Genomic DNA, 18,634 nt, shown 5'->3' with positions numbered 1-18,634 from the left:
AATCAATTTAAAAGTAATAAATTAAGTAAAATCTTTATTTTTAAACACCCATCAGGTTCCAAAAATGACACCAATAGTTAAAAGAATATAGAAAACATAAGCACCAGGAATATTAATAATTTCTCTTGTAATATCAGGGCGATATGAATATGAACTATCAGCATTTTTTACAAATCCAATATTCTTGTTAGTATTAATCTTATTTATATTATTATCATTCAAGGCTGGTGACACTAATAACTGTCAATGTTTAACAACATTTAAATATGAAATTGCAGTAGCTATTTTCCCCATCGTAACAGTAAATGGTGGTATCTTCTGACCTAATAATTTTCTTCATTCATCAAATTTGATTGCAAACCAATATCCCATAACCTTATTAAATTCTTGACTATCATCTCATACTCTCGTAATTTTATTAAATATTTTATATTTCAAAATGATATTAAACATTTGTTTATAATTAATGTTATATGGGTTACTAATATTATTTGTATTATCCACTGCTAATTGAAAATTTGTTTCTTTTCACGGTTCTATTGAATAATCAAAATAATTATATCCAACTTCACCACCATTGTCTTGTGCATATTTATTAATTGCATTTTTTCATTCATTAAATCCTGATTTTTCTAATTCAACATCACTTAATAAAAGTAATTTCCTAAAATCAGGAATTAACTTAAAGTCTTCATCTCATTCTGATTGTCTTTGAAATAAATTTGAACCAGCAGCCATCGGACTTATAAATGTATCAACTAAACCAAAAATTTGAATTAAACCAAGAAATAAAGCAGCAAATAATATTAAAACTTTTGAAGAAAAAACTAATGACAATAATAAAGCAGGACTAGAAATTAAAAACTGCAATAATATTAAAACTCCAATTAAAATAAAAATATTTTTAGCAAATTGACCCATAAAAATAAATGGTAAAACTTTAAAAAATAATGGTGTTATTAAAATTGGCAATCCTAAACAAATAATTATATAAGTTATAATTGTAATGTGAAATGCTAAGATTTTTTCTGTAACAAGTCTTGTTCTTGTCATTGGTAAAGTATTAAAAATTAATAATGTTCCATCACTAATTTCATCACGAAAAATTTGTGATGCTTTATAATAACTTAATAAAATTAAAAAACTAATAAAAAAACCATATAAAATAGTAATTATTTGATTATTTAAAGAAACATATTCTGCTCTTATCACATCAGTAGTAATATTAGAAACAGTTTCTAAACGCATATTTAAAAAATAAGATAATGAACCGACAATCGCTAAAGGAATTATTAAACCAATAATTAGAAAAACTCAAGATGAAATTGCTTTAATAATTTTATTTAAAGTATAAAGCAAAATTGGCGCTCTAAAACTAAATTTATAGTTTTTACTTGTTACTTTTTGAGTTTTAATCGGCATTACTTCTTACCTTCCTTTTTATTACTGTTTTTATGACTAGACACAATTTCTGATTGTTGATCATTTTTAATAATTTGTTCATACAACTCAGTTAAGTCTGTTGTATACGGTTGTGTTGATTTAATTAAAATTTTATGTTCAAGCGCTAATTCACTAATATTTAACAATTCTTGATCATTTTTAATTTGCACCACAATTTTTTCATTCATTATTTGAACATCATAACCAGCTTTTTTTAATACTTTAATAAACAATTCTGGTTTTAAAGGATCAAACATATATAAATTTTGTTTTTTAGTTTGAATGATATCACTGTAAATAACATTACCATGATTTAAAATTGTAACTTCATCAATAATATTTTGTAACTCTAATAAAATATGTGATGAAATCAAAATGCTTTTTCCCATATCACGAAGTTTAATTAATTCATCAAATAATTCCATTCTCGCTGTTGGATCTAAATTAGCTGCTGGTTCATCTAAAATTAATATTTTAGGATTAGAAATAAGAGCTTGTGCTAATAATACCTTTTTTTTCATTCCAGAAGAAAAACTATTAGGATTTTTTCGTTGAAACTTTCATAAATTTAATTGTTCTAATGATGCTTTAGCTTCCTTTTTACTTTTTTTTCAATCGTTTCCTCGTAAAAAACTCATTCAAGTTAAATATTTATATGTTGATAAGTGCATTGGAAAACGAGCATTTTCAGGAATATATCCTAAAACTTCTTTAGCTACAGACAGCGTAGCATCTTTACCATCAATTTGTATTTCACCACTATTAGGAATAATTGAACCGATTAAACATTTAATTGTTGTTGTTTTTCCACTACCATTAGGTCCAATAAAACCATGAATTTTACCACTTTTTACTTTAATAGTAATGTTATTAACAGCAACTTGTTTTTTAAACCTTTTGGTTAATTCACTAATAGAAATTGCATAATTATTATTTTCCATTAATTTACTCCTTGTATATTTTATGACTAATGATGAATACGACCAGCTTATTTTCGTTTCATTGCTAATGCTTTAGTAAAAGAATAACTTTGTAAACCATTTCCACTTAATCCAATACAAATCCCTGTATTGCCAGCAATTAATTGCTTAATAGCTTCAGTTCCTAAAATTGTTGCTAAATAGCGATCCATTGCTGTTGGCATACCGCCTCTTTGAATATGTCCTAAGACTGTTGCTCGCGTAACATAACCACTACCTTTTTCAACTTCTTTCGCCAATTGATGAACATCATACAGTTTTTCCGTTACAAGAATAATTACCGAACGATACTTTTTCTCATAACATTTTTTAGTTTGCTGAATAATTTCTTCTTCTGTCAATTTATTTTCTGATGTACTAATAATTTCCACACCACTACCAATTCCCGCCAGCATCGCAATATCTCCACAATAACGACCCATAACTTCAATAATTCCACAACGATTATGAGATTCATTAGTATCGCGAACACGGTCAATTGCTTCAATAACGGTATTTAATGCCGTATCAAAACCAATAGTAAAATCACTTGATACAACATCATTATCTATTGTTCCTGGCAAACCAATACAATTTAATCCCATTGCTACTAATTTATTAGCACCTTGATAACTACCATCACCACCAATAACAATTAAATTATTAATTTCTAATTGTTTTAAATTATTAATCGCTCGTTGTCTTACTTCTTCCTTTGCAAATTCAGGATAACGGGAAGTACCAATCGCTGTTCCCCCACGATTAACAATTTTTCTCGCAAAGTCTTCATTAGTTTCTTCAATTCAACCTTGTGTTAAACCTTCATAACCATCCCTAACAATGTAAGGCAGAATATTATTTGCTATTGCTTTTTTAATTATTTGCGCCACCGTATTGTTCATTCCTGGCGCATCGCCACCAGAAGTTAATATCGCAACTTTCTTCATCAATTTTGCCATTTTTAATTTATCCCTTCTAAATATTTAGTATTTTAATTATAGCAAAAATATATTCTCCACAATATACTAATTTATTAAAGTGCTATTTGTCTCCTTAATAATTAATTAGTTGGGGACTATACTATTAATTTGTTATTTTTTAAAAAGGTATCCTTAATAAAATTTTAATTTTATCGTTAAACCTCCTTTACTACTACAATAGCAAGAATAGAGTGAAAATCGTTTCTAATTAAAGAAATAATATTCTTAAATAAAAAATATCTCCCAATTAACTAGGAAATATTTAAAGGTTTTAAGATTTTAAGATTTTTTTGTTAAGTTATAAAATGTTTCCATTCCATCATATTCACCAGTAGCACCTAATTCATGTGCAATCGTTAAGAGACGATTATATTTAGCAATCCGATCGGTTCTTGACATTGAACCAGTTTTAATTTGTCCAGTGTTTAAAGCGACCGCTAAATCAGCAATAGTTGTATCCTCAGTTTCACCTGAACGATGTGATACAACTGTTGTTCAATTAGCTTTTTGCGCCATTTGAATCGTCGCAATCGTTTCACTCATTGTTCCAATTTGATTTACTTTAATTAAAATTGAGTTAGCCGCTTGCTTTTCAATACCTTCTTTTGTTATTTTAGGATTAGTTACAAAAATATCATCTCCCATAATTTGGATTTTATTACCTAATTTTTCTGTTAATTTAACAAAACCATCTCAATCATGTTCTGATAGTCCATCTTCAATAGAAATAATCGGATATTTATTAGCTAACTGTTCTAAATACGAAATCATTTCATCAGTAGTTTTTTCAACAACTTTGCCACTTTTTTTGCTTAGTTTTTTAAAGACATAAATTTTTCGTTCTTTATCATATAGTTCGCTAGAAGCACAATCCATTGCAATTTTAATATCCGTACCAGCTTTATATCCTGCTGTTTCAATTGCTTTAACAATAACATCTAATGCACCTTCATTATCTAAATTTGGAGCAAATCCACCTTCATCACCAACAGAAGTAGTATCACCAGCATCGTGTAAAATTTTCTTTAAAGTATGAAATACTTCTGCTGCCATTCTAATTGCTTCTTTAAAATCAGGAGCACTAACCGGCATAATCATAAACTCTTGAAAATCAATTGTGTTGTCTGCATGTTCTCCACCATTAATAATGTTTAACATTGGTACTGGTAATTTTCTAGCATTAATACCACCAATATATTGATATAATGGTAAACCTACTTCATCAGCACCTGCACGCATAACTGCCATTGATACTCCTAAAATCGCATTAGCTCCTAATTTTTCTTTATTATCTGTACCATCTAATTTAATCATCACTTGATCAACTAAAAGTTGATTAGTAACATCCATTCCTACTACTTTTTCACGAATCATTTTATTAATATTAGCAACAGCTTTTAAAACACCTTTACCCATATATCGCTTTTCATCGTTATCTCTTAATTCTAAAGCTTCTAATTCACCTGTGGATGCCCCTGACGGAACCAAGGCTTTGCCGTAACCAAATTCACTTCACACTTCCACTTGAATTGTGGGATTACCACGAGAATCTAAAACTTCTATTGCTCTTACATCTGTAATTCTTGACATCTATTACTATCCTCCTCTAAATAAGATATATATTATATATTATAGCAAAAACTAGACAAAGACAGAAGGGCGCATAAAGTTTTGTTAGGTGGGTAAAGATTTGAATAATTTTGAAAGAAAAGCAACTAAAAATTTATTACCTTTTTACTTGAAAAATAATTAATAAAACAAAATATTTAATATTAACAAACATATTCTTAATAAAAGGTTATAAAAACTAAGTAAAATGCTTATAAAAACAACATTAAAATAATTTTTTACAACAAAAATCATACATAAGAAATATATACTTAATTTGCATATTGAAATAATTTATAGTAAATGACTATTTTTTCTTTTTTAAAAAATACCTAAGAAAACTAAACGCGACCGCTTATTATTACTGAAATAATTACTCGCCTTTCTTAAATTTGTTTTAATATCTTTATTTAATTCATTTTTAGCAAAATTACGAATGTTTTTGATTAATTCTTGATGATTTCCATCCTTATATAATTTAATTCAACTATTTAGTGTTACTTTGCGATTTTCAAAAATAATATTAAATGCGGTTTGTTTTAATTTTTTAATAGCGTGATAACCATCTAAAATATATCTAACATTACCAAAACTGTTGGCAATTTCTCTAATTCAAGAATCACCATCACCACAAACAATTACTCTGTCATAATTAATATTTACATAATTTTTTTGTACTTCTTTAATTAATAAATCACGATAATCCATCGTATTTATTCGTTTACCAACTTTTAACATTAGAAAATGACCTCGTTTGTTTTCTAATTCTCTACGAGCGTTTTTGTAATTTTTTTCTTTATGTCCGGTATGAAAAGTAACTAAACGAATTCTTTGGTCTTGTTTAACTTTATTATCTAATGTTGCTAAAAATGTCTCATCTAGTTGAATATATAAATCCTTATTTTTGACATCAATTCTAGTTTTAGTTTCTTTTTCTGCTAGTTGAAAATATTCGGCAATATCGTATTTATTTAAAATATTTGAAATACTAGCTTTTGAAATATAACAATGATTTAGAGCATCTAAAACATCACGATACCGTTTACCATCTCCCAAAAGACTTAAAACTTTAAATTGGACATCAAAATAAATGCGTTGTTTAGGCAATAAGCCAATTTCTTTATCTAACAAACATACATATTCAAATTTACCTGATTTTTGATTTCAATATTTATATCGGCGTCGTTTAAAAGTAACATCACCAAAAATTGTAATAATTGTTCTTGGTGCAAAATGAACTACTTTATAACCTTGTTTTAAGCGAAAATGATATAAATATAAGTATTCATCTAATTTTTCATATTCATTAGCTAGTTGTTCACATTTGTTGGTGTACATATTTTTATGGGTTGCGAATAAACCGAATCAATGCCTGTTTTCTACGGTTTTTACATTATTATTAATTTCTAACATAAAAAAATAACCTTTCTTGGTAGAGTAATTTTAACAAAGTTAAATTTAGTTAACTTATTTTTCTTTTTTAAAGATAAATGTTTTTCTAGAATTAGTATTCAATATTCTGAAGGGCGCATAAAGTTTTGTTAGGTGGGTAAAGATTTGAATAATTTTGAAAGAAAAGCAACTAAAAATTTATTACCTTTTTACTTGAAAAATAATTAATAAAACAAAATATTTAATATTAACAAACATATTCTTAATAAAAGGTTATAAAAACTAAGTAAAATGCTTATAAAAACAACATTAAAATAATTTTTTACAACAAAAATCATACATAAGAAATATATACTTAATTTGCATATTGAAATAATTTATAGTAAATGACTATTTTTTCTTTTTTAAAAAATACCTAAGAAAACTAAACGCGACCTATTCTGAAAAAATAATATAAATTCTTATTTAATGCTGTATAATTAAATTCCAAAAGCAAAGAGACTGTAGATTAATTTTTGGAGAAAGGAAAGGGTGTTGTAAATTTTATTAATTAATAAAATTTACGAAAAGGATTTGATTAATATGAAAAAATTACTCGCTATGTTAACAACAATTACGAGCCTATCAAGCATGACACCAATAATCTTGGCGAATGCCCCAGCAAAAATACCAGAAAATAAAATAGTAAATAACGAAATTAATTATCAACAAACAAATAATTTAGAAAATTTAAGTAGAAATAAAAGAGCAAATCAAAAAAGGAATCTTAGAAATCTTGTTTCTTATACTAATTTAGGTGAAATTAAGGATTTAAATATAGAGACAATTAGAAGAGCTATACATTGCAATAATGGAAATATTCCTTTTTCTGTGATTGAGAGAATAAAAATTAAGATTGAATCAAGTTCTTATGCATCAATATGAATAAGAGATGAATGAGAAGATGATTATTTTGGATCAACATATGTATATTTTAGAGTTAATCCAAATTTACAAGAATGTTCATCATCTGAATCATCATATAATTCTAGTAATGATAGTGAAAAAGATGAATTGTAATTGAAAGGAAATAACGAAATGAAAAAACTTTTAAGTTTATTAAGTATTATGACAATTACAGGAACAGCAATGCCGATGGTCATTGCCGCAGCCCCTTATCAAAAAAAAGAACATACAAAATTAAATAGAACAAAAAGAAGAGTTCATCCCAGTCGATTAGATATACAATATGATTGAGGTTCAACATGAAATAAAATGATAGCAACTTTTAGTCCTGCTGTATTTAATGATATAAGAAGACATTATGAATGTGCTAATACTTTTGATGAATTTAAAGCTCTTTTTGGTGTGGAAATGTATACTGGCATTTGAAAAGATCATAGGGTTGAAAATAATAAAGATACTTATCTACCCGCTCTTGCTAAATGCATTTGAAATAATTGAGAAACAATAAAAACAACTTTTATTAATGGTTCTATTGCTAATGGTAAAAGTAATTATAGTATAATAATTACATGTTGAGCATCTAATGGTAATTTTATAGAAACAGCAGTAGCGAATTAAATATTTAAAAAAAAAGAAAAACATTTATGGAAATAAATCAATAATTTATTTCCATTTTTAATTAAAAGAGAAGAATATTTCTTATATGTGTTATGTAGAAATAACCCGATTTTTAATTTTAATATATTTGTTAATTATCTAATTTAAATTAAGATTAAAAATATTTTTATTAAAGCAGTATTTAAATTTAAATACTGCTTTTCTATTTTGACAAAATAAAAAAATGAAAAAGTTGTTTAAGAGTATTGTCACTATAGAAAACTGCCTTTCTTGGTAATGATTTTAACGGTTTTTAAATTTAGTTATTAGGGAGATTTTCATTTTCAATTTCAAAATCATTTGTACATATTAAACTATAATCTGTTGTATTATCATCTTGTTTGTAGTCATTTAAATTTGTGCCTTGTGCTTTGATTGTTATTTTTTTATTGATTACTCATTCTTTCTTTCCTACTTTGGTTCCGTATGTAGTTATTAATTGTCTTATTTCATCTTGTTTATTTTTATTATTAGAGAATTCTGATTGTATAAATTTGAAAGTAAAATCGTTTAAGTTTTTAAATTCTGGTAATTTTTCATTTAGATTGATATTATCTTCTTTCTTTATGTTAACTTCTATAAGTCTGGTTGTTGGCCAAGTTTCGCGATCGCCAAAATGAAACCTCACCTTTTGTAAGTTTTTGATTTCAAAATTATAAATTTTATTAATATCTTTATTACTATCTTTATTTTTTTGTTTTACTGGTTCATTTGTTTTTTTGGAACAGCCGATTATTGGTAGTGTTATTAATCCTAAAACAGCGGTTATATTTAAAAATTTCATAAAATTAACTCCTTTATTTTATTTTTTCAATATATATATATATATATATTATACAAAAATTCTTAATATCATTAGAAAGATGGCAAAACCGATTAAAAATTGAAAGGTATAGTAAAAAGCTGGTACTGTTTTAAAAACCGGGAAAATTGCGGTTGAAAAGTTAACTGTTGCTTTTGCAATGATTGCTAATGGTCGTAAAATGGTAATGATTTGTGAGGCCGTTAGCATTCAATTAATCATTTTGATACCAGCATTTTGAATGGCACAGCCAATGTCATTAAAAGTAGGTATTCATCGTCCAGAATATTTACAATTTGCTGGCGGGATTATGTCATCTCATTCCGAGTTGGTTGAACCATCAGGTATAAACGCTGTGGAATTAAGGACATTAAAGTCATAAATTTTAAAATTATAATTAGAGGTATTTGTTTTATGGTACAAAGGAAAAGTTAAGGTAAAAATATTAATGCCATAGCGAATATCAATGTCCGTATTGAAGTAATTAATGCTGTTAGCAGTCTTACTGGTTGGCAAGGTAATCAGTTTATTGTCGTAAGATTTAAGAACATTAAATTCAATTTGATAGATACTATTATTATTTTTAATAGCATTAAAATTTTCTTGGTGCGTTTTTTTATCAAAAGTAAAAAAATAACTTCTTAGTAATAATTCTGAGTCTCCTATAATATTTATTAAGTATTTTTTGGGATAAAAAGTAATTAACGAGCGATAAAAAAATCCAATTTGAATAAAATAATTCTTGTTATAATTATCTACGCCTTTAAAATCAATTTCGGTATGAGTTTTTTCGTCCATATCAAAAGTCGCATAAAATAAACTGGAAAAGAAATTGCCAAGAATTTCATAGATTTCGTCAAAAACATTTTTGTACTCGCTGTTGTTAATACTAGGAATGTTGTTTTTAAAATAAAGGTAAATGTCATTTTTTAATTCAGGATCGTATCTCAAAAAACTAAATTTAACATTAAGATAATTTAAGGTACCAAAAAGATACTTAATTAAGTAATAATCGTTATCGTTTGCAGTGTCATATTTTCAGATTTCACTTTCACTGTGTAATAATTGTAAATAGTTATTACCCGCAATTAAGGTTTTATTAAAAGCTTTAATTTTCAAAATATTTGTATTAATTTCATCTTTACTACTAGAAGTTTTGTGATAAAAATAGCTTTCGTTTTTAAAACCGTGATTTTTAATGGTAAATTCTTTGTAATACCCTTTTTCTAAAGTATTAATGAAATTAAATACTGGTGTTCAATAAAGATAAGAGTAATTAAATTTATCAAAATCACCGCGGTGAATCATTAAATAATCAAGGTTATCAATAACATCGCTGTATTTGTGATTACCGTCAAAGTTAATAGTTGTTTCTGGTAAATCAATATCGGTGCTATCTTTTTTAATTTCAATTTCAAAATCATTTGTACATATTAAACTATAATCTGTTGTATTATCATCTTGTTTGTAGTCATTTAAATTTGTGCCTTGTGCTTTGAATGTTATTTTTTTATTGATTACTCATTCTTTCTTTCCTACTTTGGTTCCGTATGTAGTTATTAATTGTCTTATTTCATCTTGTTTATTTTTATTATTAGAGAATTCTGATTGTATAAATTTGAAAGTAAAATCGTTTAAGTTTTTAAATTCTGGTAATTTTTCATTTAGATTGATATTATCTTCTTTCTTTATGTTAACTTCTATAAGTCTAGTTGTTGGCCAAGTTTCGCGATCGCCAAAATGAAACCTCACCTTTTGTAAGTTTTTGATTTCAAAATTATAAATTTTATTATTTTGTCTTTTAGTTCTAATTAGTGATTGTGTTGTTATTTCATCATTGTTAATGTTTTGGGGAATGGTAAAAATGTTATTCAAACTAATAGTTAGCACGGTAAATATTTTCATAAACATTTTTATCACTCCTTTTTAAAATATTTTATTTTTCATTGTTCTTTTTTCTTTAATTTTTTTAATAAGTCACTCAATACCACAGTTTATAATTACCACTATTGTAATGCATATATCTAAATATCCTAGTATCTCATAAGTGAAATTAATAATTAAAATTTTTCATATAATAACTTCAAATCATTAATTTCCAATTTTAAAAATGAAATGAAAAAGATAATAATCATAAAAATGTAAAGTAAAATTCTCCATCAATATTTTTTTAAAGAATTAATGAGTTTGTTTGATTTCATTTTTCAAGGCTCTTTTTCTTTTAATTTTTTGAATAATCAAGCGGATGAATTTTTCAAATTTAATTGCAAAATATATTGCTCCGCCTCATCAAAAAACAAATATTCCCGCTAGCATAATACCACTATTGAACTTGCCAAAGAAATTAACCATTTCTTTATTCATAAAGTCATTAAATTCGTCACTTGTTCCGGTTATTCATTTAGCATCACTTACTGTTAATGCACAAATTAATAAGCTTATAAAGATGAAAACGATACTTAATACGATTTTTAACCACTGCTTTTTAAAAGAATTTTTAATTTTTAATTTTAATGGCATTTTTTCTTTTGAATTATCTTTTTTAAATAATTTTCCTAAAAGTTTTTTCATTTTAATTCTCCTTTCATATTTTTTATCGTCCTTTAATCACAATAAATAAAGCAATCAGCACACAAGTTACACCAAGAATGGTAAAAATTGGGTGTTGCGAAAATGTTCGTGCCATTGGTTTAAACAAATCTAAAATTGTTAAATTGCTAGTAATAAACTTTTGGAAATTGGCAAGCCCTTCGCTAATATAGTTCGTTAAAGTTTCAAAATGACTACCAGCTAATAATCCAAGAACAGTTATTAAGATAAAAATAATAATTAGTTTAAACATTGTTAGTTACCTTGTTTTGTTTTTATTGGTTTTATTTGTTTTTTAGCTTTTCCTCATGCACTTAACCGCCCTTTATTTTTAACGGCGTATTGGCGTTGTTTTTCTAAATTAACTTGTTGACTACCAAATCCAAGAATAATTGCCATAAGAAATTCTACAGCCAGCGTTAAGAATAGAGGAAATATTAGTTGAATATTCGTTCCTGGTACTTCCAAACTTCAAATTAAATCAAAAACTTTATAAAACATTTGGGCGAGAAAGTCGGCCATTTTTGCAAGATTTTCCATTTTTTATTGTTCCTTTTCTTTCATTTTTCTTAAAAATTTACTAAATTTATCCATTTTTAAGTATTCTAAGTCTTCTAAATCAATTGCCGTATCAGTATAGTATTTATCTTCATAATCAGGATTTACTTTTGCATTTAAGTAATCTCTTAAAAATGCTAGGTAAAAAGAATTGTAAGTGTTTAATATTGGTAGCGGGATTTTTAGTTTAAAAAAATAAATATCAAGTTCAGGAATATCACGATATTTAATGCGACGACCCTTTTTGCTATTTTTAGCATCAATTAAGGTGTTTCGTCAGCGTTCATATTCTTCAATGCTTGTAAAGGTGCCATAGATGACTTTTAAGTAGGGGCGAAAAATATTAACGGGTTTTTTGCGAATTCCCACAATCACATTATTGGCAATATCACGAACTTTAACTCAAATATGTTTATCTCTTTGACCGCTAGCCAGCACAATATGACCGAAATGGCGTGCCAGAGCGAAATATTCTTGAATACCGGTTTCTTCGTTTTTGGTATTATTTTTTTCTCAATCAGTTCCTTCTAAAAATAAGTTAGTTTCATCTCATAAAAGTAAGGTTTTGTCTGGCAATACCGGATAATCAAAATCTAATAATCCCATATGTCCTAAACTTAATTTTTGGGTTTCTAGTAATGGAAAGGTTGAGGCGATATGATATTTCTTCTTTTTTAGTAATTTTGATGCGTATACTAGAAAAGCAGTTTTTCCAGTTCCTAATGAACCAATCACAATATTTAATGGTGAATTTTTTAAGAAATTAATAACTTTGTTAATTTGTGTTAAATTACCGATTTTAAAAAGAAAAATTAAAATACAACCTGCTAAAAATAAATAGCTTACAATGTTTTTAAAATAACCGTTGTAAATATATCAAATTGCTCCGCAATGTCATAAAATTAAAAATGAGGTGCGATTCAATTCAATAAAATGGTTATTTTTTTCTATTATTCATTTGCAAAATTTCATCTTGCACCTCACTTTATTTTTTTGTTAGCGTACCGCTCCAAGTAATTTTTCAAACATTTTAAAGCAAATAAAGAATATTGCCAAAATAAATGGAAAAATGAATATTCAGTAGTCAGCAAAGAAGTTACCGACTTGTGGCATATTAACAGCAATAATTTCTCACATTTTAGTAAAAGCCGTTATAATTGCATTTCATAATTTAGTCATCGCGTCACTAGCTGTTATTTTTTCTACTGTTGCAGGTGCATCAGCCAAGAAAGTTCCAAACATATAATCACCCCCTTTCTTTTTAAAACATTCATCATTTATATTCAAAGTTTTTCTTAAATTTGTTAAAGCCACGATTAACCTTAACACGATTATATTTTTTCCTAATTAATTTTGAATTTCTTTGGGAATGCATCACAATGTAACTTCTTGACATTAATTTTTTCCCTATCTAAATACTGATATGGTTTTTCAAAGTAGCATTAGAATAAATCACACCATAATCGCTGTTAATAATCAAAAAGCAATGTTTGCTATTAAAAGTCAAAGTGTTTCTTGAGTTAAATCAATTTCTTTACCACCACTAATATGAGCCGGAATCGTTGTAATTTGAATAAATAAATCTCAGAAAGTTTGTTTGATTTGTTCTCAATTAAATTCTTTTAAATTTACCGTCATTTTTTATCTCCCAAAAATCATTTTTATTGGTAAATACATAATTGAAATTAATGCGAAAAGAAAAGTAATGATAATAATTAATCCGGCAATAAATGCAACTTGTGCAGGCATTTTTTCTATCGGAATAAACAGTTCTAAGAATTCCATGATAATTTTTCAAAACATTATTTTTTATCCGCGTTATTTTCTTTTGAATTAGGAGCTTTAACTCATTCCTCAAAGCGAGCAATAAATACTTTTTCGTCTTTCGTGAAATTACCAGTATTATTTTTAATGGCATTTTTATATTTAATTCGCATTTTTATTTTGGCATAAATTTTATAAGCAAAATATGCCAATAGCATGATGCTGATAATAATAAATATTAATTCAATCGTGATATTCATTTTTAAACTCCTTTAAAATAGTTATAATTTATATCTTTTTTGTTGTTTTCTTTTTCCGCAATGAAGAAGCTTAATAATTCTTGTCCCTTAATTAATTTGGTTTCATTTTCTTTTTGATTAATTGAAATTATTTGATATTTACTATCTTTTATTATTCCGACACAAATCGAATTTTCATATTTTCCTTTATAAACAAATCGCTTTGGAAACCAAATACCGATTTGTTTATTAAATCACGGAATTTCTGGTGCTTTAATAAGCATTGCGTTTTGTGTTTCTTTTAAAAGATATTTCTTAGTATTTAAGAAAATGTTTTCAATGTTTTTCATAATAAATTACCTTTCTTATAGATAAACTAAGTTAATTAACTTAGTTAATATAACTTAGTTTTTTAAACACTTATATATCGCAGATTTAAGTGTTTAACAGGCTTTGTTAGTGAATTTTGTTTTTTTAATTAGATAAAAAAATATTTTAATAATTTTAAACTTAGCATACCCCTATATAGAAATTTCTACACTTTAACATCCGCATCCTACCCTTGGAACTAATTTAATAGCGTGTATATTTTTAGGAAATCCACCCATTCATTTTTTTATTGCAAAACGAAACAAATTGCTATAGCTAATAGGATGTTATCTATTAACTGGTAAACTTCTTTTGGTTATGGCGACCACCCACAATTTATCGTGCTTTAATACATACCAACATTATTAACTCACTTGTATTTAATTTTCAAAGAACGAATTTTTAACATCTTATAAAATAAAAAGACAATCATTGCTGACTGCCTTAATACTTATTCAAATATTTATCTACCTAACAAAACTTTATGCGTCCATCAACTAAGAAAATTTCCATAACTCTTCTCTTAAAAAGAATTATGGAAATAATAATTAAATATTAAATTAAGTTACTTTTACAAAATTATTAATCTTAATGTCTGCTAAATCACTCTGATAGTCTCAAAAAAATATCAACTTATCAGTTGTTTCTTCCTTCGGATTAAGTTTCATAATATTATATTTTCAATTAACAGTACCACTAAACTTATACTTCTGAGCAATACCTTGAAAGAAAACATCAAAAGCAATTTCTCTAGGTGCTGTCTTATCATCGGTTACTTCTGCCTTAATACCATCAATTACTTTAATCTCAGCCCCATTAAAATTTAATTTATCATTAACAAACGAATTATTAATATCAAACTGATATGAATAGGTATCTCCTGACCTTGTATAAAAATCAGCATAAAATTGCGTTGCTAATTCACTATTTAATTGTTTTACTTTCTCTTTATTAGTTTCTACTCACGCTGTTTTACCAGTTTTTTTATAAGTATAAAATAAACTATTTATTGTCTTCGTAACTGCCTCAGCACGAAAAATCTTATCAAATATTGTTGATTCACTGGCAGCATTAGTAATATTAATCGTAATCGGAGGGGTCTTCATACTACAAGCAACAATAGTAAATACCGTTACAAAACTAGTCATTAAATGACTAATTACTGAAAACATTCTTTTCATATTGTGTTCCTTCTTTCTTTTCATTTTTATTCACAGTCTTATTATAATCAATAAAATTACCATACTTTTGTAAAAAAAGTAATTCTACTATGCCAGTGGGACCATTACGATGCTTAGAAATAATTAATTGTGCTTTATGTGATTCTTCATTCAAACTATCTTCTTTCTTTTCATAATAATCTTCACGATAAAGAAACATAATTAAGTCAGCATCCTGTTCAATTGCACCTGATTCACGCAAATCAGACATTAATGGTCGTTTATCTTCTCTTGATTCCACTTTTCGCGATAATTGTGACAAACAAACAATTGGAACTTCTAACTCTCTTGCTAATGCCTTTAAACTTCGAGAAATATTAGAAATTTCTTGTTGTCGATTCTCACCATCACCAGCTAATAATTGTAAATAATCAATAACAACCAATTTTAAGTCATAATTACGACTTAATTTTCTTAATTTAGAAATTAACTCAATCACTCGTAATCCCGGCGAATCATCAATAAAAATATTACTTTGCTTTAATTTACTACCAACACTAGTTAAATCTTGTCAATTACGACTTGTTAAATTTTTTCCCGTTTTAATTTGCATTGAACCAATTTTTGTTTCTGAACCTAAAATTCTTAAAATTAGTTGTTCAGTTGGCATTTCTAAAGAAAAAATGACCACAGCACTATCTTTATAAACTCGTGCACAATTAACAGCAAAATTTAATGCTAAAGCTGTTTTCCCCATTGATGGTCGCGCTGCCAAAATAATAAAATCACCATTTTGAAAGCCATTAGTAATCTTATTTAATTGCATAAAACCACTATCTGAACCTGTTAATTGATTATCACTATTTTGCAACTTTTCAATCTTAGATAATGTCGCATCAACAACATCCTTAGTACTTTTAAACTCATTTTTTTTACGATTATTAGCAATTTCCAAAATCTGTCGTTCAGCAATTCCTAAAAGTTCTCACACACTAATCTCAGTATTAATTTTCTTAGTAATATCTTGGGTTACTACTTGCAAATTTCTTAACATTGTCCGTTCAACAATAATTTTTAAATAATCATCTAAATTAGCATCACTAATATAACTTTGCGTAATCAAAGTCAAATATTCCACCCCGCCAGCCTGATTAAGACTTTGTTGTTTAACTAACATATCAGTTAAAATTGGTAAATCAATTGGTAATTGATGATTATATAACGAAATAATGGCTTTAAAAATTAATTTATGACGGGAATTAATAAAATCATTCTCATTAAGCAGAGCAACAACCTCATCACTAGCATTTTTAGAATTAATAACTGCCGCTAAAACACTAACCTCAGCATCTTCTAATAAAAAATTATTAGTAATAGTCATTACTTTTTACCCACAACTTGAATTTTCAAAATTGCAAAAATATCATTAAATAATTTAATATTAATATTTTGATAATTAACTAACTGTTTTTTATCTACTTGAATATTATACTCTTGACTTAATTTTTCAATAATTTGTTTACTAGTAATTGTTCCAAATACCTTATTTTTATTAATTTTCAAATCAAAATTTAAAATTATCTTTTCAATTTCTAATTTTAATGCTTCATTTTCAAGCTTTTTTTCATTAACTTCATTATCAAATTTTTGTTGTTGTTTTCCTAACTGCACTAAAGCTTGACTTGAAGCCACAATTGCTATTTTTTGTGGTAATAAATAGTTTTTTGCATATCCATCAGCAACGGTAATAATATCGTTTTTCTTACCATAATTTTTTAAATCTTTCAATAAAATTACTTTCACTTGTTAACACTCCACATCACAAATTTTTTGCATTATATATAATACATTACTTACTAATTGTAATATAAAAAGCATACTTAATACAAATATTAAGTATGCTAATCAACCCTTAATTATTTTACAAGATATGGTAATAAAGCCACGGTTCTTGCTCTTTTAATTGCCATTGCCACCATTCTTTGATGGAAAGAGCAATTACCACTAACTCTTCTTGTTAAAATCTGTTCATTAGCAGAAATATATTTTTTTAATTCTTCAACATCTCTATAGTTAATGTAATTAACTTTATTTTTTGTAAAAAAACATGGTTTTTTTCGCTTTTTAAACCGATTTACATTTATACGCTTATTTTCCATAATTTACTCTCCTCACGCAATAGCATCATCATTATCATTATTATCAAATGTTAAATTTGCACCTTCGTTATTTTCCCCTTGTTTCTTATTATCAACAACATCATTATTAACAAAATCAAAATTCATATTATTAAGATTAAATGTCTGTTCATCAATTTGGTTCTCAACGGGAGAACTATAATCATTAACAAATGACGGCGTCGCAGCATTGCGAGAATTCCCAATCCCAGCACCACTACCTCTTGAATCTAAAAACTTAACACTAATCGCTCTAACATCAGTAATCGTTGTTAGCACACCATTTTGTTCTTGTTTTCTTGATTGAATGCGACCTTCAACCGCTACTAATGAACCTTTACGAAGATTATTATACATTGAGTCTGCTACCTTTTCTCAAGCAACACAATTAATAAAATCTGCTTGATTATTAAAATTATTAATGGCTATTGTAAAATATAAAAATGATTTATTATTTTTTGCTGACCGTAAATTTAAATCATTAGTAATTCTACCAATTAAAATTACTTTATTTAACATAATATATTCATTCCTTTATGGTATTTACTTATTTTCAGGTTTTTTATAAGTTTCACGCGGTACATAAGGTCTTTGTCTTCTTTCACCGCTATAACGACTTGGTCGCTCATCATTTTCATTAGTATTTAACTTTAAGTCAGCAATCATTTTATCACTATAATTTTGTTCAGTATCAAGATTAATAATTAAATGACGATAGATATCTTGCTCAATTTTAGCAACACGCATAAACTCACTAATTGCTTCTTTATTAACCGTAACTTTTAATATTGTATAATAAGCTTTATTTTTATGATTAATTGGATAAGCTAAATCTCTTAACCCTCAATCAGTAACACTTTCAACTTTTCCCGTTTGTTTTAAAATATTATGCATCTTTTCTTGCAATGCTTTAATATCTTTACATTCTGGATTAATAATATACATAATTTCGTACTTATTCATCACTTCAACCTCCTCTGGACAATAAATAT

Annotated in this window: 25 protein-coding genes; 2 read left to right on the top strand and 23 right to left on the bottom strand. The window is 26.6% G+C overall.

The window, feature by feature from the left end; genetic code table 4:
* Positions 1 to 21: 21 nt before the first annotated feature.
* From AAHF53_RS00235 to AAHF53_RS00215, 5 genes are all read right to left on the bottom strand, one after another.
* A complete protein-coding gene (locus tag AAHF53_RS00235) occupies positions 22 to 1,422 on the bottom strand; it encodes a hypothetical protein (RefSeq protein WP_342189815.1) in 1,401 nt (466 codons plus the stop codon).
* Positions 1,422 to 2,384 carry an ABC transporter ATP-binding protein gene (locus AAHF53_RS00230; protein ID WP_342189814.1) on the bottom strand — a complete coding sequence of 321 codons (963 nt, stop codon included), beginning with the start codon at positions 2,382 to 2,384 and terminating at the stop codon, positions 1,422 to 1,424. Before AAHF53_RS00230 ends, AAHF53_RS00235 begins: the two co-directional genes overlap by 1 nt.
* A 47-nt stretch (positions 2,385 to 2,431) precedes the next feature.
* Positions 2,432 to 3,361 (bottom strand): 6-phosphofructokinase, encoded by a 930-nt coding sequence (gene pfkA / locus AAHF53_RS00225; protein WP_342189813.1) that lies wholly within the window; start codon positions 3,359 to 3,361, stop codon positions 2,432 to 2,434.
* A 300-nt stretch (positions 3,362 to 3,661) separates the two neighbouring features.
* A complete protein-coding gene (eno, locus tag AAHF53_RS00220) occupies positions 3,662 to 4,972 on the bottom strand; it encodes a phosphopyruvate hydratase (RefSeq protein ID WP_342189812.1) in 1,311 nt (436 codons plus the stop codon).
* Between the two features lie 339 nt (positions 4,973 to 5,311).
* On the bottom strand, positions 5,312 to 6,403 hold the full coding sequence (locus tag AAHF53_RS00215; protein ID WP_342189811.1) for an Mbov_0401 family ICE element transposase-like protein: 1,092 nt from the start codon (positions 6,401 to 6,403) through the stop codon (positions 5,312 to 5,314).
* A 561-nt stretch (positions 6,404 to 6,964) separates the two neighbouring features.
* Between AAHF53_RS00215 and AAHF53_RS00210 the strand changes: the two genes are divergently transcribed.
* Positions 6,965 to 7,441 (top strand): hypothetical protein, encoded by a 477-nt coding sequence (locus tag AAHF53_RS00210; protein WP_342189810.1) that lies wholly within the window; start codon positions 6,965 to 6,967, stop codon positions 7,439 to 7,441.
* Between the two features lie 18 nt (positions 7,442 to 7,459).
* On the top strand, positions 7,460 to 7,945 hold the full coding sequence (locus tag AAHF53_RS00205) for a hypothetical protein (protein ID WP_342189809.1): 486 nt from the start codon (positions 7,460 to 7,462) through the stop codon (positions 7,943 to 7,945).
* 298 nt (positions 7,946 to 8,243) lie between these two features.
* Here the strand turns inward: AAHF53_RS00205 and AAHF53_RS00200 are convergent, their stop codons facing one another.
* The 18 genes from AAHF53_RS00200 to rpsF form a co-directional block, all read right to left on the bottom strand.
* The gene (locus AAHF53_RS00200; protein ID WP_342189808.1) at positions 8,244 to 8,768 is read right to left on the bottom strand and encodes a hypothetical protein; all 525 of its coding nucleotides are present in this window, start codon (positions 8,766 to 8,768) and stop codon (positions 8,244 to 8,246) included.
* 48 nt (positions 8,769 to 8,816) lie between these two features.
* Entirely contained in the window at positions 8,817 to 10,697 is a 1,881-nt protein-coding gene (locus AAHF53_RS00195) for a hypothetical protein (protein ID WP_342189807.1), read from the bottom strand.
* A gap of 267 nt (positions 10,698 to 10,964) precedes the next feature.
* Complete coding sequence (locus AAHF53_RS00190) at positions 10,965 to 11,357, bottom strand: hypothetical protein (protein ID WP_342189773.1); 393 nt, start codon at positions 11,355 to 11,357, stop codon at positions 10,965 to 10,967.
* A gap of 22 nt (positions 11,358 to 11,379) precedes the next feature.
* Positions 11,380 to 11,628: a hypothetical protein gene (locus tag AAHF53_RS00185; RefSeq protein WP_338967900.1), complete on the bottom strand. Its 249-nt coding sequence runs from the start codon at positions 11,626 to 11,628 to the stop codon at positions 11,380 to 11,382.
* Positions 11,629 to 11,630: 2 nt separating this feature from the next.
* Positions 11,631 to 11,915 carry a hypothetical protein gene (locus tag AAHF53_RS00180; protein WP_342189806.1) on the bottom strand — a complete coding sequence of 95 codons (285 nt, stop codon included), beginning with the start codon at positions 11,913 to 11,915 and terminating at the stop codon, positions 11,631 to 11,633.
* A 3-nt stretch (positions 11,916 to 11,918) separates the two neighbouring features.
* A complete protein-coding gene (locus tag AAHF53_RS00175; protein ID WP_342189805.1) occupies positions 11,919 to 12,905 on the bottom strand; it encodes a hypothetical protein in 987 nt (328 codons plus the stop codon).
* A gap of 24 nt (positions 12,906 to 12,929) precedes the next feature.
* A complete protein-coding gene (locus AAHF53_RS00170; protein WP_342189776.1) occupies positions 12,930 to 13,175 on the bottom strand; it encodes a hypothetical protein in 246 nt (81 codons plus the stop codon).
* Positions 13,176 to 13,194: 19 nt separating this feature from the next.
* Positions 13,195 to 13,329: a hypothetical protein gene (locus AAHF53_RS00165; RefSeq protein ID WP_338968593.1), complete on the bottom strand. Its 135-nt coding sequence runs from the start codon at positions 13,327 to 13,329 to the stop codon at positions 13,195 to 13,197.
* Positions 13,330 to 13,340: 11 nt separating this feature from the next.
* Positions 13,341 to 13,571 carry a hypothetical protein gene (locus AAHF53_RS00160; RefSeq protein ID WP_338967679.1) on the bottom strand — a complete coding sequence of 77 codons (231 nt, stop codon included), beginning with the start codon at positions 13,569 to 13,571 and terminating at the stop codon, positions 13,341 to 13,343.
* 3 nt (positions 13,572 to 13,574) lie between these two features.
* Entirely contained in the window at positions 13,575 to 13,718 is a 144-nt protein-coding gene (locus tag AAHF53_RS00155; protein ID WP_342189778.1) for a hypothetical protein, read from the bottom strand.
* A 17-nt stretch (positions 13,719 to 13,735) separates the two neighbouring features.
* Complete coding sequence (locus AAHF53_RS00150; protein WP_342189804.1) at positions 13,736 to 13,957, bottom strand: hypothetical protein; 222 nt, start codon at positions 13,955 to 13,957, stop codon at positions 13,736 to 13,738.
* 2 nt (positions 13,958 to 13,959) lie between these two features.
* Positions 13,960 to 14,286: a hypothetical protein gene (locus tag AAHF53_RS00145; RefSeq protein WP_342189803.1), complete on the bottom strand. Its 327-nt coding sequence runs from the start codon at positions 14,284 to 14,286 to the stop codon at positions 13,960 to 13,962.
* A 579-nt stretch (positions 14,287 to 14,865) separates the two neighbouring features.
* Positions 14,866 to 15,486: a hypothetical protein gene (locus AAHF53_RS00140; protein ID WP_342189802.1), complete on the bottom strand. Its 621-nt coding sequence runs from the start codon at positions 15,484 to 15,486 to the stop codon at positions 14,866 to 14,868.
* Positions 15,461 to 16,846 (bottom strand): replicative DNA helicase, encoded by a 1,386-nt coding sequence (gene dnaB / locus AAHF53_RS00135; RefSeq protein ID WP_342189801.1) that lies wholly within the window; start codon positions 16,844 to 16,846, stop codon positions 15,461 to 15,463. The genes AAHF53_RS00140 and dnaB overlap by 26 nt, the downstream gene beginning before the upstream one ends.
* Positions 16,846 to 17,268: a 50S ribosomal protein L9 gene (gene rplI / locus AAHF53_RS00130; protein WP_342189800.1), complete on the bottom strand. Its 423-nt coding sequence runs from the start codon at positions 17,266 to 17,268 to the stop codon at positions 16,846 to 16,848. Before rplI ends, dnaB begins: the two co-directional genes overlap by 1 nt.
* A 113-nt stretch (positions 17,269 to 17,381) precedes the next feature.
* On the bottom strand, positions 17,382 to 17,624 hold the full coding sequence (gene rpsR, locus AAHF53_RS00125) for a 30S ribosomal protein S18 (RefSeq protein WP_342189799.1): 243 nt from the start codon (positions 17,622 to 17,624) through the stop codon (positions 17,382 to 17,384).
* A gap of 3 nt (positions 17,625 to 17,627) precedes the next feature.
* Positions 17,628 to 18,161 carry a single-stranded DNA-binding protein gene (locus tag AAHF53_RS00120; RefSeq protein WP_338967839.1) on the bottom strand — a complete coding sequence of 178 codons (534 nt, stop codon included), beginning with the start codon at positions 18,159 to 18,161 and terminating at the stop codon, positions 17,628 to 17,630.
* Positions 18,162 to 18,185: 24 nt separating this feature from the next.
* Positions 18,186 to 18,605: a 30S ribosomal protein S6 gene (gene rpsF / locus AAHF53_RS00115; RefSeq protein WP_338967838.1), complete on the bottom strand. Its 420-nt coding sequence runs from the start codon at positions 18,603 to 18,605 to the stop codon at positions 18,186 to 18,188.
* Between the last annotated feature and the right edge of the window lie 29 nt (positions 18,606 to 18,634).

The organism is Spiroplasma endosymbiont of Dilophus febrilis (assembly GCF_964030685.1).
GTDB lineage: Bacteria > Bacillota_I > Bacilli_A > Mycoplasmatales > Nriv7 > Nriv7.
This window is presented reverse-complemented; position numbering and strand designations above follow the sequence as displayed.